Raw genomic sequence first — 13,024 nt, 5'->3', positions numbered from 1 at the left:
GCTCGGCCCTACGGGTGTCTGCCCTGCCCTTTCGGTTCTTTTATCGCCCCATACAAACCGCAAGAAAAACGAGAGGACGAACCGATGAACGCCTACACAACCGAAGTTCAGCAGCCGCAGAGCCCGACCGCGCACCTCCTCCAAGAAATCGCCCTCTTTGGCTACCGCCCGAACGGCGATGAGCACGACTACCGCCCTCTTCCCACCGCAGAGACTGTTGAGATCGGTGTCGCCGGCATATTCGAAAGCCTTGAAACCATGTTCACCAACACCCGGCTGGAAGACGAACTGTCCGAGGTGCTGTGGGCCGTCGCCAATGTGTTTCACCGCCGTCTGACCCGAGCGCAGAAGAAGCTCGATGACAATGAAGCCGAACAGCGAAGCTTGATCGCCGTGCAGGATGGCAGTGAGATCAGCAGCGTCGAACTGGAAAGGAAAGCTGCCGAAGGGGATACGCTGACTGAAATGCGCAATGCCTTCGAGGCGATGCGAGATCTTGCTGCGGACCACTATAGGGTAAGCGTCGGCTATGAATGGCTACCGCGCACTGGTTCAAAGACCTCGTTCAATGGGCTTACCGCAGCGGTTATCGACAGTCGCGACTATCTCGCCAGGAAGCGCCACGAAGAGAAGGAAATCTATTGCCCGACCGGCACCAAGATCGCGTTCACGGGCGGCGCCGATTATCAGGACCACGAGGCCATCTTCCATGCTCTCGACCAGACACACAAGAAGTACCCGGATATGGTTCTGATCCACGGCGGTTCGCCCAAGGGGGCCGAGCTCATCGCCGCCAAATGGGCAGAACTTCGCAAGGTGGCGCAGGTGGTTTGCAAGCCCGACTGGACCGCGCACCGCAACAAGTCCGCGCCCTTCAAGCGCAACGACAAGATTGTCGAAATGATGCCCAAGGGGATGATCGTCACGCCTGGTAATGGCATCAACCAGAACCTGGCCGACAAGGCACGCAAGGCAGGTATTCCGCTCATGAAGGTCGGCTTCTAGGCCGATCTTCATCCCCTGAAGCAAAGGGCCAACGCCGAAGCGCCGGCCCTGGATTTGGCTGTCTAATCGCGCCAGAAGATCACTGACATGAGCTTGTCGTCGATCTCGCCCGGATACTTGCCAAGATTTGCCCGCACAGTGCGTCCTGGCATATGCACCGACATCTGAAAGTACTCCTGACCATGTTCGTTCTTACGCCGCCAAACTGCCCCGATCTCCACCTCCCGGTCTTTCGGGGTTTTGCCGTAAACGCGATATGCAGGTGAGCCTTCATTGTTGTTGTCAAGTTTGACGCCGCGAATGTCTTCGTCAAACTCAAGCGATGCGATATTGCCTTCGAATGTTTCCCGCGTTGCGTCAAACTGCACGTAGTTCAAGCGCTCCATATTCTTCATTTCTTGCTCCGTCGATTGCGTTGTTTTCAACGGTCCGCCATGGGCAAGGCATCCATTCCTTTTCCCTGGAAAACCAAGTTTTCCGGGGGCAAAGGAGGGAGGGTGCTGCCCGCCCGACGGCTTTTTCATTCGCGGTCATGACACATCTGTTGAGGTGGTGCGGCCGCAGGCGAAGCCGAGGCACGGTTCAACAGATGTCATCTGCCTTGCAGATGCTTGGTCATTGACAGCGAAGGGAAAAGATGGCGGCGGACTTCGAGACAAAGCCGCGGCCAATTGGTCGCGACCCTATTGCTGGAAGCACTTTGCGCGCGATTGTTTAAACCGCGGTCGCCGTATCAGACGAAGTTACGATGTTTTGTGAAGAAAGAGGCAGGAATGCGACTGCTCGTGGATCTTCGGTGAAGTTTGCTTCGAACGGGCCATCTGGGAGTGACACGCGTAGGTGCAGATATTCATCGCCATTCGCGTCGAAGCGCTTTCCAATTCCGCCAATCGCGACCTTTCGGCCGCGCGGTGAGTATCCGAACATATAGAAGCTATACGGTCCTGAAGGTTCGCCAGTAATATGATACAGCGTACCGTTTTGATGAATTTCACCCTCAAGGCCTGCTTCATTCGTAAAGCGAAGAAAATTGCGTACTTGAGGCATGATGTCTTCCCGTATTCGATGCATTTCAGGGGGTGATTTACACCCTTTAGTCAAGCGACTAAGATGCGGGGTGTCAACAAAACCTGACATTTCGATGACAGTTTTCACTAAGACTTTCGTATAAGTCCTAGCGGACGATGACATGCGTGCCCTGACCTACACGATCATATAAATCAATGACATCGCTGTTGAGCAGCCGGATGCAACCGCTGGATACGGATTTGCCTATGGATGCTGGGTCATTGGTCCCATGAATGCGATAGAGGGTGTCGGCGCCGCCCTGGTAGAGGTATAGGGCACGAGCGCCGAGCGGATTCGTCTCGCTGCCGGGGAGTCCCGCAGCTAGAGGTGCGTTGACCTTTGGACGGTCGCGTATCATTGAGCTTGTTGGCGTCCAGGTCGGCCATTCGGCTTTCCTCCCGATGACAGCCTTTCCCGAAAAGTCATGGCCTTCTCGACCGACCGCGACGTTGTAGGCCAGTGCCGTGTTGTCATCCTGGACGAGATAGAGCTTGTGGACATCCGGCTCTACGATGATTGTTCCGGGCGGTTCTGTTGTCTTGAAGCTAGTCAGCGATGGCCCGCCGCCCCTTTTCTGCAGGCCGGCATATTTAGTCACCTCATTCGGAGGATCAGCGACACAGCTGACCAGCGTGAAGACGATGAATAGGGACGCCAGTGCTCTCGTAATCTGAATTGGTTTCGGCATTTCCAGCTATATCGACTTAATTGAGCAAAACGGGCGGCCATGGTCTTTTCCTGCATGATCCTAATGAGGGTATCATCGGCGACGGGAAGTATGAAAGCTGTGCCTTCGATGGCCCAGGCCATGAGGTGGCGAAATCCACGGTAATGCTTGGCCATTGCGGCCGGCCAGACGATATTAGGAAAACCCCTTGAGCTCCCACCCTCAAACTCCTTTCCACGCAGCGCGAGGGTCTTCTGGGTGGAGCTTTTTCGAATAGCGATTCGGTAGAAGAGGGCCGATTTCGCGCAGACCTGTCTGAAAAAGCATTGAGTTAAGGGGCTTTGCCCTGATGTCAGCGCACACCAAATCGAAAATTTAAAATGAGCGCTTTCGTTCTGAAACTATCGATGCCAAGAAGATAAAGCACTGAAAAATATGCACTTAAAAGGCATTCCGGAGATTTCCGCTGACGAAGGATGGCGACGCGTTAAGGTTTTGTTAACTAAAATCGCCTTGCTCGCAAACGCTTCGCAGGTATCATCACGGATATTCGGCATTTCTGCGGAAAAAACGTGATTGGAGAGATTAACGTGAACGCTTCGGCGCAGATTGACAGAGCGCGACTACCAAACGTTGATGATGTCATTGGCGCGCATGCTGAGCTTTTGGGGTCGCAGCTTCAGAGTATCAGCGAAACTCTGTTTCCGCCAACCGCCAGTAAGGCTTTGCGCCGTTTCACGTCTGGAGAAGCTGCCAAGCTCATCGGCGTGTCTGACTCTACGCTTCGGAAGATGACTCTCGCGGGTGACGGTCCGTTACCTGAAACTGCGAGCAACGGCCGGCGCTTCTACTCCCTCTCCGACATCAACGAAATTCGAGCAATCTTTGCAGCTAACGCCCGCGGCCGCGAAGCAATCGACTTTGTTCCGCACCGCCGAGAGGGTGAGCACTTGCAGGTGCTTGCCGTGACGAATTTTAAGGGCGGCAGCGGAAAGACCACGACATCGGCACATCTCGCCCAATATCTAGCATTGGCGGGTTATCGAGTATTGGCAATCGATCTCGATCCGCAAGCAAGTCTTTCCGCCCTGCTCGGCGTGCTGCCCGAGCTGCATGTGGGGCACAACGAGACGCTCTACGCAGCAATCCGGTATGATGAGGGTCGTCGTCCCCTGCGCGATGTGATCCGTCATACATATTTTGATGGCCTCGATCTTGTCCCCGGTAATTTGGAACTAATGGAGTTCGAGCATACCACGCCGAAGGTCTTGGCAGACGGCAGTGCGTCGGATGCGGGCGCGATTTTTTTCGCGCGTGTGGCAAGTGCAATTGACGAAGTGGCGGACGATTACGATGTCGTGGTGATTGACTGCCCTCCCCAGCTTGGTTTCTTGACACTTGCCGGCCTGTGCGCGGCTACCTCCATGATTGTGACGGTGCATCCGCAAATGCTGGATGTATCGTCGATGAGTCAGTTCTTACTGATGACGCGCGATCTCTTAGGCGTTGTGCGTGATGCGGGGGGAACGCTGAAGTTTGATTTCGTGCGCTATCTGCTCACCCGTTATGAACCTCAGGACGCGCCCCAAACAAAAGTGGTCGCGCTGCTCCGCAATCTATTCGACGATCATGTCCTGACCAGTCCGATGGTGAAATCGGCGGCGATCTCGGACGCAGGCCTGACGAAGCAAACCCTTTATGAAATCGGTCCGGGCAACCTTACGAGATCGACCTACGATCGCGCAATGGAGTCATTGACAATGGTGAACGGCGAGATCGAGGACCTGATGAAGTTGGCTTGGGGGCGCACATGACTACCCCCCTCGCCTCCTCCGCTGGCGACTTGTTGGGAGCTCCCAACAGTATGGCTACCGCGTATGATCCACTTGTTGGGAGCTCCCAACATGGACACCGCCGACGCTCCAACGATCCTCTCCAGGAGCTTTTCTCATGAGCCGCAAGGACGCGATCAACTCGCTCTATCTGCAGAAGCCGACTTCGACCGCCGGAGAAAGCGATAAGGCTGGTGAACGGGTAAGAACGGGTGCCATTTCCGCCATGGGCACATCGCTCAAACAAATGACCGATGGCGCAAAGCTGGCAACTCGTCTTCAGGAACAGCTGGAAAAGGGTGATGTCGTCGTTGAGCTCGAGCCAGAGGCAATTGAGCGCTCGCCAATCGCAGATCGTATTCCGATTGATGTTGACCCCGCATTCGATGAGCTTGTGAAGTCGATATCCGATAACGGGCAGCAAGTTCCAATTCTCGTCCGTCCCAGCCCGGCCGGTCGCGGGCGCTTTCAGATCGCCTATGGTCGTCGTCGATTGCGTGCGGCGCAGGCGTTGGGCAGACCGGTTCGTGCTATCGTTCGCAGCCTCAGTGACCAAGAGCTTTTCGTGGCTCAGGGACGGGAGAACCTGGATCGCGAGGACCTGTCCTTTATCGAAAAGGCTTTCTTTGCGAAGAATCTCGAAGATTCTGGATGTGACCGCGCGACCATCATAGCTGCCCTTTGCTCGGACAAATCGGATGTCAGCAGATATATAGCGATCGCACGGCGAGTGCCAGAGAGGCTCGTCGGGCGGATTGGGCCGGCGCCCAAAGCTGGACGGGCACGCTGGATGAAGCTCGTTGAAGCTCTAGAAAAGGAAGAGGACGGCGATCGGCTTGAGCGTATTCTTGAGGAAGAGGGCTTTGCTTCAGCCGGTAGCGACGGACGGTTCCAGCTTATACTAAAGGCCTTGGACGTGAAAAACGCGCGGCCGAAGGGTAGCCGTGTCGAGCAATGGAAAACGCCATCTGGTAAGCGTGCCGCGCGCATCCAGACGGACAAGGCTAAAACGACGCTGATCTTCGAAGATAAGGTCGTTCCCGCGTTTGCGCAGTTCGTTTCGGGTAAACTGGATGAACTGTATCGAGAATTTGAAGCTAGGCAAAAGGAGGAAAAGGACCGAACAACGGGCCGCTAGCCGCGGTCAAAGAGAGAACGGCAAAGAAAAAGGCCCCGAAATCGCTTCCGGAAGCCTTCTCTACGTGTGGTAGCTAGAGAATCGCACTTCCTGGAATCTCAGTCAAGCTCTTTTGGGCGACGAGCGTCGATTCGGCGATCCGATTTCTATTGCCTGGCAACAGGTGAACAAAGATGCAAACACATACTGCAACAACGACGCCCTTTGGGCGGCGGCCGATGTCGCTCGCGATGCTTTCAAGCCAGAAAGCGGCGCGGGAATCCCCGAAGGGGGCGCGGCTCAACAAGTGGAAACTGTTTCATACAGTGCGGGAAGCGCGGGAAGCGTTGGGGGCGAGCGATCGCGGCCTTGCGATCCTGAACGCGCTTTTGACCTTCTATCCCGAAAACGAGCTTTCGGAGGAAACCGGCTTCGTGGTCTGGCCCTCCAATGAGCAGTTGATCGCCCGCGCCAACGGCATTTCGCCGGCGACGCTGCGCCGTCATCTGGCGGTCCTGGTCGAGTGCGGCTTGATCATCCGCCGCGATAGTCCGAACGGCAAGCGCTTCGCCCGCAAGGGCAGGGGAGGGCAGGTGGAGCAGGCCTATGGCTTCGACCTGTCGCCGCTCGTTGCCCGGGCCGAGGAGTTTGCCGCGATGGCCGAGACGATCGCCGAGGAGCGTCGGGCCCTGAAATGCGCGAGGGAACGGCTGACGCTTCTGCGTCGCGATATCGTCAAGATGATCGAGGCCGGGCTCGATGAGGGCGTTCCGGGCGACTGGGCGAAGATGGGCCGTGTTTACCGCGACATCATCGACCGGCTTCCACGCGTCCCTGACCTGGCGATCGCGGAGGATATTTGCGATGCCCTGGCCCTTCTGCATGAGGAAGTGCGTGAGACATTGGAAAATCACGTGAATTTGCAAAATAAGAGCGCCAATGAGTCTCATTCTGAGCGCCACAAACAGAATTCAAACCCAGACTCACAATCTGAATCTGAATACGGCTTTAGAAATAAATCAGACGTGAGCGGCAACGCCGGCGAAACTGACAACCTGCACAGCCTGCCGAAGCGGGAAATGCCATTGGCACTGGTGCTGGACGCTTGCGAAGGCTGGCGGGATTTGGCGAAGGGCGGCTCCATCCGCAACTGGCGGGAGTTTCTGGGCATCGTCGAGATCGCCCGGCCGATGCTGGGCGTCAGTCCCAGCGCCTGGCGCGAGGCGGCGGAGGTGATGGGCGACAAACAGGCCGCGATCACCCTTGCCGCGATCTATCAGCGCGGCAACGAGATCATCAGCGCCGGCGGGTATCTGCGCAACCTGACGGAACGGGCGAGAGACGGCCAATTCTCCGTCTGGCCGATGGTGATGGCCCTGTTGAGGGCTCGGATCGAGGCCGGAAACAGCCCGCCGCCGCCAAAACCCGATGACGATAGCACAGGGGAGGGCGGTCTTTCGGTTTCGCCCGCTTTGGCACGCTCGCTAAAGAAGCCTCGGAGATGATTTGCAATGCAAGCCTATGTTCAGTCACGTAAAGGTGGGAACCATTGATATCGAACGTTCGGCCCCGTTCTATGATGCCGAGTCGACCAGACCGCCGAATATGTCGAGCGGCGCATTGGTGATTGCTTGGCCATAGCCGGTAAGGGGGCTGTGCGAACCGGGAGGGCCGGTTGTGCGTGTCAGTTGCCATGTGCCAGCGCCTGTGAGTTCGTTGAAGGCCAATTTTCAAACATAGAAGCTACGGATAATTTATCATCTGCTGGCCTCTCCAGAGGAAGAGTTACTGTTGTCTCCGGGAGAAAGATGAGCTATATATCCCAAAGTATCTATATCGTTTAGGATATTAAATGACGAAATGGAAGGTCGCGTTTCATGACCGCTTCAAAGGCGAGATCACAGATCTTCCAGAAGATGTTCGGGTCGAATTGCTCGCGCATCTGGTGCTGCTTCGCGAAAAGGGATTTCGACTGGGGCGGCCTGAGGTCGACACACTCGAAGGCTCCAAACACGCGAACATGAAGGAACTGCGCGTCAAGGTGTTGAAGGTGCAATGGCGGTTCGCCTTTGCCTTCGATCCGGAGCGAAAGGCTGTAGTCCTCTGCGGCGGTGCAAAGAGCGGCGTGAGCCAGAAACTCTTTTACAAGCGCCTGATCGATCTGGCGGACAAACGGTACGATGAGCATTTGAGCGAGTTGGAGAAGAAACATGGATGATCTCGATAAGATAATGCAGACGCTTCCTGAAGAAGAACGAGGCGCTATTCAAAAGCGTGCCGGCGAGCTTGTTACGGCCTACAATCTGCGGGAACTGCGCGTACTTGCCGGACGGACGCAGGAGGATGTGTCCGTCGGAACAGGTATCAAGCAGAACAATGTTTCGAGACTGGAGAAGCGGGCCGACATGAAGCTGTCGACGCTTCGCGATTATGTTGAATCCCTTGGCGGCACATTGAAGATCGTCGCGGATGTCGCGGGCAAGAAAGTTGATCTGTCGCGTATTGCGGAGCGCTCCCGACACGGCCCAAAGCTCTGAGAGAGCCACGGCAGGGGAGGGGCTGCTACAACCCCGCAGCCTTTGTGAGATTGACGCGGAACCGGTCGCGTCTGCGCTGATACTTGCGCGTCATCTCGGCGGAGGCATGGCCGAGCTGTTTCTGGACATAGCGCTCGTCGACTTCGGCGGAGGAGGCGAGGCCGGCGCGCAGCGAATGGCCGGAGAACAGTTTTATCCGTTCGGCCTCCGGGAGTTCACCGCGAATGCCGGCGGCGATCACGGTCTTCTTGATGAGGCGGGCAATTTCCTGATCCTTCAGACGCGCGGGGCCGACGGTCTTGCCCTTGCCGGTGACGCGGCGGAACAGGGGACCATGACCAATCCGACCGAGTTTCAGCCAGGTTTCGACGGCTGCGACCGGGCAGGTGAGATCGGAGGAGCCGCGGCCGATCTCGACTTCGCGCCAGCCGGTTTTTCCGCGCAGGGTCACCAGCATCCCCTTGTCGAAAAGGTCGATCCAGCCGTTTCCGTCCTCGCTCTGGTCGCGGCCGCAATCGAGCGCGACGATTTCCGAGCGGCGCAACCCGCCGGCAAATCCCATCAGCAGCATGGCCCGGTCGCGCAGGCCCCGGAGCGTGCCCCGGTCGAGCGTTTCGACCATGGCGATCAGCTCTTCGGGCAGGATCGCCTCCTTCTGGCGCGGCGGTGCTGCATGGCGATTGCGGATGCCGGCAAGCACGGTGGCGATGTGCCTGTCGCGGCGATCGAGAACGAGGCCGCGCTGGGCATAATTCCATGAGAGCGCCGACAGCCGCCGCTCGATGGTGGAGACCGTGCTGGGCTTGGCTCCGGGAGTGGCCGCGCCCGAGGCGAGCGCCGTGATGTAGAGCCCGACGGTCGCCGGATCCGGGGGCAGGGGGACAAGTCCCTTGCGCCGGCACCAGCCGGTAAAATGGGCCCAGTCGGCGGCGTAGGTGCGAATTCCGATGAAGCCGGCCATGTTTTCCGAAACGAAGGCGGCCACCCATTCCAATTTCATTCCGGCCGGGATTCCGATTTGAAGCCGGCCACCGTTGGGGCTGAACCTGGGTCAGTGTGGATGTTTGGTTCGGGTTTTCCTTCCGGTCAAGTCCGCGTTGTATCAGCGGGCGGGATAGTACGATTTTTTCGCATGCTTTCGCCCGTCAATTCGATGCGATAGGCATTGTGAACGAGGCGATCGAGGATGGCATCGGCTATGGTGGGATTGCCGATGATTTCATACCATTGGTCGACGGGGACCTGGCTGGTGACGATGGTCGAGCGGCGCTCATAGCGGTCCTCGATGATCTCGAGGAGGTCGCGTCGCTGATCGTCATTGAGCTTTTCGGGGCCCCAGTCATCAAGGATGAGCAAATCGGTTCTCGCCAGCGCCTTCAGCATCCTGGCGTACCGGCCATCGCCGCGCGCCAGGGCAAGTGCGGCGAAGAGCCTTGGCGCACGGTGGTAGACGACGGAGAAGTCCTCCCGGCAGGCCTTTTGGCCCAGGGCGCAGGCGAGCCAGCTCTTGCCGACGCCGGCTGGACCGGTGATGAGGAGCCCGTGCCGCTTTCGTATCCAGTCGCAGGTGGCGAGATTGAGGAACAGCGTGCGGTCGAGACCGCGTTCGGCACGGAAATCGGTATCCTCGACCTGCGCGGCATGGCGCAGCCGGGCTGCCCGGGCGCGGGCCTCGAAGCGCTTCTGCCGCCGCAGCGTCGCTTCATGCTCAAGAAGGATGGCGAGCCATTCGCCATGTTCGAGGGCGCGGGCTTCCGGCTGTGCATCGAGGTCCCGGAAGGCCTTGGCCATGCCGTGAAGGCCAAGCTCGCTCAGCCGGTCCAGTGTGGGGTGGGTCAACATGATCTCTTGTCTCCTTAATGGAAGTAACCGGGGCCACGCAGATTGGCGTGATCCATGATGGCGCCGGGACCTGCGGTTGGCCGGGCTGCTTTATGGTTGGCAATGAGCGCGGAAATGCTCTTGCAGGTGAACCCGCCGATCTCGACCGCACGGGCCGATACCGCTTCGGCATGGTCTCGGCGGAGCTCTCGGTAAAGCCGGAGCACCCCCAGACATGTTCTGAAGCCCTGCTCGGGATGCGGCCGGCTTGCCAGGATGGCGACGATCAGCCCTTCAGTCTGTGGTCCTATGGAAGCTGCCCACCGCCGGAAGCGGTCCGGCGTCCATTCGGCATAACGCCGGTGGGAACTGGGCATATGGTCGGGGATCGTGCCGTAGCGGCGCCCGCCATAGCGGCGCTGATGGATTGCTATGCGCTTGCCGCGGAGGAATATCTCGATCGTTCTCTGCGTCGCGCGGATGTCGACCTGCTGACGGATGAGGCTGTGCGGCACGGAATAGAAGAAGCGGTCGAACTCGACGTGATAGTCCGTCGACACACGGGCAAGCCGCCATTCGGCGAATTCGTAGTCCTCGCCGGGCAGGCCCGAGAGCGCGGGCTTCTCGACAGTTTCGAAAAGATGGCGGCGGCTGACGCCAAGGCGGCGCATGACATGATCGTTGATGCGATCGAGCGCCCCGGCGATTGCGGCGTTCGCCTCGGCAAGCGAGAAAAAGGTCTGCCGCCGCAGCCGGCCGAGGATACAGGTCTGGGCGAAACGGACCCCGTTCTCGACCTTTGCCTTGTCCTTCGGACGTCTCGGCCGGGCCGGCAGCACGCCGATGCCATAATGGGACGCCATCATGGCGTAGCTGCGGTTGACCTCCGGATCGTAGAAGGAAGCGCGGTTGACGCCGGACTTCAGATTGTCGGGCACGATCAGGCGCGGGACGCCGCCGAAGAAGCGGAACATGCGCACATGCGCGCCGATCCAGTCCGGCAACGTCTGCGTCCAGGTCGCTTGCGCATAGGTGAAACCGGAGGCGCCCAGAACGGCGACGAAGATCTCCGCCTCGCGGATCTCGCCGGTCAGCGGGTCGGCGATGGCGATCTTCTTGCCCGAATAGTCCACGAAGACCTTGTCGCCGGCAACATGGTCCTGGCGCATTGTCGGTGACAACCGCTTCTCGAAACTTCGGAAAAGATCACAGAAACGGCTGTAGCCGTAACCACCGGGGTGAACGGCGCGGTACTCCTCCCACAGGATGAGCAGCGTCACGCCAGGCTTGCGCAGTTCCACCGCCAGTTCCGCCCAGCCGGGTTCCGGTCGCCGCCGCAAACCCGGCTTGACGCCGGCGCGCGCGAACAGCCTGTCCTCGATCGCATCGTCGGTAAGGTCACCGCAAAGCGGCCAGCGCAGTCCCGCCGCGGCCGCTCGCTTCAGATTATCCTGAACGGTGCTGCGCGCCACGCCGAGCGTCAGTGCAATCTCACGGGTGCTGGTCCCGTCTCCGGCAAGCCGGAGCATTTGTCGTAATTGTCTCATGGTCAGCCTTCTCTTTGCCGGCATCACGCTTCCTTTGTTCAAAAGGACAGTCATGCCAAAGTTGCTGACCCAGGGGGTGTCTCATGCCTTCAAGGTGGCCGGTTATTAATCGGAATCGTGGCCGGCTTCATTCCGGAATGGCGGCCGGCTTCAAATCGGAATACCCGGCCGGTTAACTTCGGAATCCGCAGCGTAGGCGCGTCGGGTATTGGCCGCGCTTGCGGCCTCGACATAACCGCGGGCGCGTTCGACCAGCGGCGCGAGGTGGCTGGCCACTGCGCCCGACGCCCCGGAAACGTGCAAGGCATCCTCCGCTCCCGTGCCGGGAGACGGACTGGCGTGCGGATCGGCGTCGTTTTCGGGCATTTCGGGCCTCAAAATGGGGTTTTTCCTTATAATGTATATAATGAATGATAATGCAACATTATCAATCATTATAGAGAAAAGACAGGCTGTGCGGTTTTCGTCGATTTCACTGGCATTAACCGCTCGTTTCGATTAGCCTCCACGCCATGGATTCGTACGCCGCATCACATGCCAGAACCGCCGCGACCACCGCGCCCCTGCCTGCCTTGGCCCGCCCGCGCGGGCCAGATATTGCGGAATCCGATGCTGCCTTCTCGGCCGGTATCACCTTGAAATCGCTGGATGATTTCGTCCGGCATTGCCAAGTTGTTTGTCTTTGGTCGCGGGTTGGCGAGGCGTTCGTTTTTCAAGCTGCCATTTCTGCCGTGTAATCGGCCCACAGGCAGAAGGCATCTGCTCTTGCGTGTCGATATGAGAGAGCTGAGAGGTTGTATCGGCGGGGACGAAAGAGGGTGTTTATCTGATCGTGGGCTGACAGAAAACGTTGAGCTTGACGAGGTGATTTGAATCGCCCCATGATCTTCTCTCGCTTCCTCGTCTGACGGTGTGAGTTTTCAATTCTGTTGTTCAGGCCCTTGTGGGCCCGATGATCAGCATCTGGCGTCAGGTCTTGTATCGGCTTGATATAGCTGCGCAGCTTGTCCGTCACGACGACACGTGGTTCACCGAATTGCTTGACCAACCTTGAGAAAAAACGCTTGGCAGCTTTGGTATTGCGGCGAGCTTGAACCAAAATGTCGAGCACGTCACCAGCGGCGTCAATTGCCCGCCAAAGCCAGAATTTTTTTCCGCTGATCGTGATGACAGCCTCATCCATATGCCACTTATCGTTCGGCTTGGGCCGGTCTGTGCGAATACAGTCGGCAAAATGTCGGCCAAAGCGGTTGATCCAGAGACGAACCGTTTCCCTGCTCACGATCACACCGCGTTCAGCAAGAAGATCTTCCACATCGGCCGTGCTCAACGCAAATCGATGATAGGCCCAGACCGCGAAGGCGACAACTTCACGCGGAAAACGAAACCCCTTCAGACGGGGAAATGAGCTCGGCAACTTCATCTCGTCT

The 13,024-nt window shown here is 58.2% G+C and carries 15 protein-coding genes; 7 read left to right on the top strand and 8 right to left on the bottom strand.

The features are described from left to right. The first annotated feature begins 84 nt into the window (after positions 1-84). Positions 85-1,005: a DUF2493 domain-containing protein gene (locus tag Mame_RS24800; protein WP_018067307.1), complete on the top strand. Its 921-nt coding sequence runs from the start codon at positions 85-87 to the stop codon at positions 1,003-1,005. Between the two features lie 62 nt (positions 1,006-1,067). Here the strand turns inward: Mame_RS24800 and Mame_RS24795 are convergent, their stop codons facing one another. From Mame_RS24795 to Mame_RS24790, 3 genes are all read right to left on the bottom strand, one after another. Continuing rightward, positions 1,068-1,529, bottom strand: coding sequence for a DUF736 domain-containing protein (locus tag Mame_RS24795; protein WP_155122295.1), 462 nt, complete (start codon positions 1,527-1,529; stop codon positions 1,068-1,070). A 190-nt stretch (positions 1,530-1,719) separates the two neighbouring features. Then, positions 1,720-2,160, bottom strand: a complete 441-nt coding sequence (locus Mame_RS26930) for a hypothetical protein (protein ID WP_155122294.1) — start codon at positions 2,158-2,160, stop codon at positions 1,720-1,722. A 19-nt stretch (positions 2,161-2,179) separates the two neighbouring features. Continuing rightward, positions 2,180-2,761, bottom strand: a complete 582-nt coding sequence (locus tag Mame_RS24790; protein ID WP_018067304.1) for a L,D-transpeptidase — start codon at positions 2,759-2,761, stop codon at positions 2,180-2,182. A 569-nt stretch (positions 2,762-3,330) separates the two neighbouring features. Between Mame_RS24790 and repA the strand changes: the two genes are divergently transcribed. From repA to Mame_RS24765, 5 genes are all read left to right on the top strand, one after another. Further along, on the top strand, positions 3,331-4,554 hold the full coding sequence (gene repA / locus Mame_RS24785) for a plasmid partitioning protein RepA (protein ID WP_026173912.1): 1,224 nt from the start codon (positions 3,331-3,333) through the stop codon (positions 4,552-4,554). Positions 4,555-4,690: 136 nt separating this feature from the next. Continuing rightward, positions 4,691-5,710: a plasmid partitioning protein RepB gene (gene repB / locus Mame_RS24780; protein ID WP_018067302.1), complete on the top strand. Its 1,020-nt coding sequence runs from the start codon at positions 4,691-4,693 to the stop codon at positions 5,708-5,710. Positions 5,711-5,883: 173 nt separating this feature from the next. Beyond that, positions 5,884-7,194, top strand: a complete 1,311-nt coding sequence (gene repC / locus Mame_RS24775; protein ID WP_026173911.1) for a plasmid replication protein RepC — start codon at positions 5,884-5,886, stop codon at positions 7,192-7,194. Positions 7,195-7,541: 347 nt separating this feature from the next. Then, on the top strand, positions 7,542-7,907 hold the full coding sequence (locus Mame_RS24770) for a type II toxin-antitoxin system RelE/ParE family toxin (protein ID WP_018067300.1): 366 nt from the start codon (positions 7,542-7,544) through the stop codon (positions 7,905-7,907). Then, positions 7,900-8,226 (top strand): helix-turn-helix domain-containing protein, encoded by a 327-nt coding sequence (locus tag Mame_RS24765; protein WP_018067299.1) that lies wholly within the window; start codon positions 7,900-7,902, stop codon positions 8,224-8,226. The genes Mame_RS24770 and Mame_RS24765 overlap by 8 nt, the downstream gene beginning before the upstream one ends. Before the next feature lie 25 nt (positions 8,227-8,251). Here the strand turns inward: Mame_RS24765 and Mame_RS24760 are convergent, their stop codons facing one another. The 4 genes from Mame_RS24760 to Mame_RS24745 form a co-directional block, all read right to left on the bottom strand. Further along, positions 8,252-9,226 (bottom strand): site-specific integrase, encoded by a 975-nt coding sequence (locus tag Mame_RS24760; RefSeq protein WP_018067298.1) that lies wholly within the window; start codon positions 9,224-9,226, stop codon positions 8,252-8,254. A gap of 86 nt (positions 9,227-9,312) precedes the next feature. Next, positions 9,313-10,068, bottom strand: a complete 756-nt coding sequence (istB, locus tag Mame_RS24755) for an IS21-like element helper ATPase IstB (RefSeq protein ID WP_018067884.1) — start codon at positions 10,066-10,068, stop codon at positions 9,313-9,315. Positions 10,069-10,082: 14 nt separating this feature from the next. Continuing rightward, positions 10,083-11,618: an IS21 family transposase gene (gene istA, locus Mame_RS24750; protein WP_079920851.1), complete on the bottom strand. Its 1,536-nt coding sequence runs from the start codon at positions 11,616-11,618 to the stop codon at positions 10,083-10,085. A 126-nt stretch (positions 11,619-11,744) separates the two neighbouring features. Then, a complete protein-coding gene (locus Mame_RS24745) occupies positions 11,745-11,972 on the bottom strand; it encodes a hypothetical protein (RefSeq protein WP_328286113.1) in 228 nt (75 codons plus the stop codon). Between the two features lie 134 nt (positions 11,973-12,106). Here Mame_RS24745 and Mame_RS27740 point away from each other — a divergent pair, with 134 nt between their 5' ends. After that, positions 12,107-12,331: a DUF1403 family protein gene (locus tag Mame_RS27740; RefSeq protein ID WP_085986567.1), complete on the top strand. Its 225-nt coding sequence runs from the start codon at positions 12,107-12,109 to the stop codon at positions 12,329-12,331. On the opposite strand, the gene Mame_RS24740 is transcribed toward Mame_RS27740, so the two are convergent. Further along, the gene (locus tag Mame_RS24740) at positions 12,307-13,017 is read right to left on the bottom strand and encodes an IS6 family transposase (RefSeq protein ID WP_018065752.1); all 711 of its coding nucleotides are present in this window, start codon (positions 13,015-13,017) and stop codon (positions 12,307-12,309) included. The two genes, Mame_RS27740 and Mame_RS24740, sit on opposite strands and share 25 nt — an antisense overlap. Between the last annotated feature and the right edge of the window lie 7 nt (positions 13,018-13,024).

The organism is Martelella mediterranea DSM 17316 (assembly GCF_002043005.1).
Taxonomy (GTDB): Bacteria; Pseudomonadota; Alphaproteobacteria; order Rhizobiales; family Rhizobiaceae; genus Martelella; species Martelella mediterranea.
Note: the sequence above shows the minus strand (reverse complement) of the source record. Positions and strands in the feature narration are given on the sequence as shown.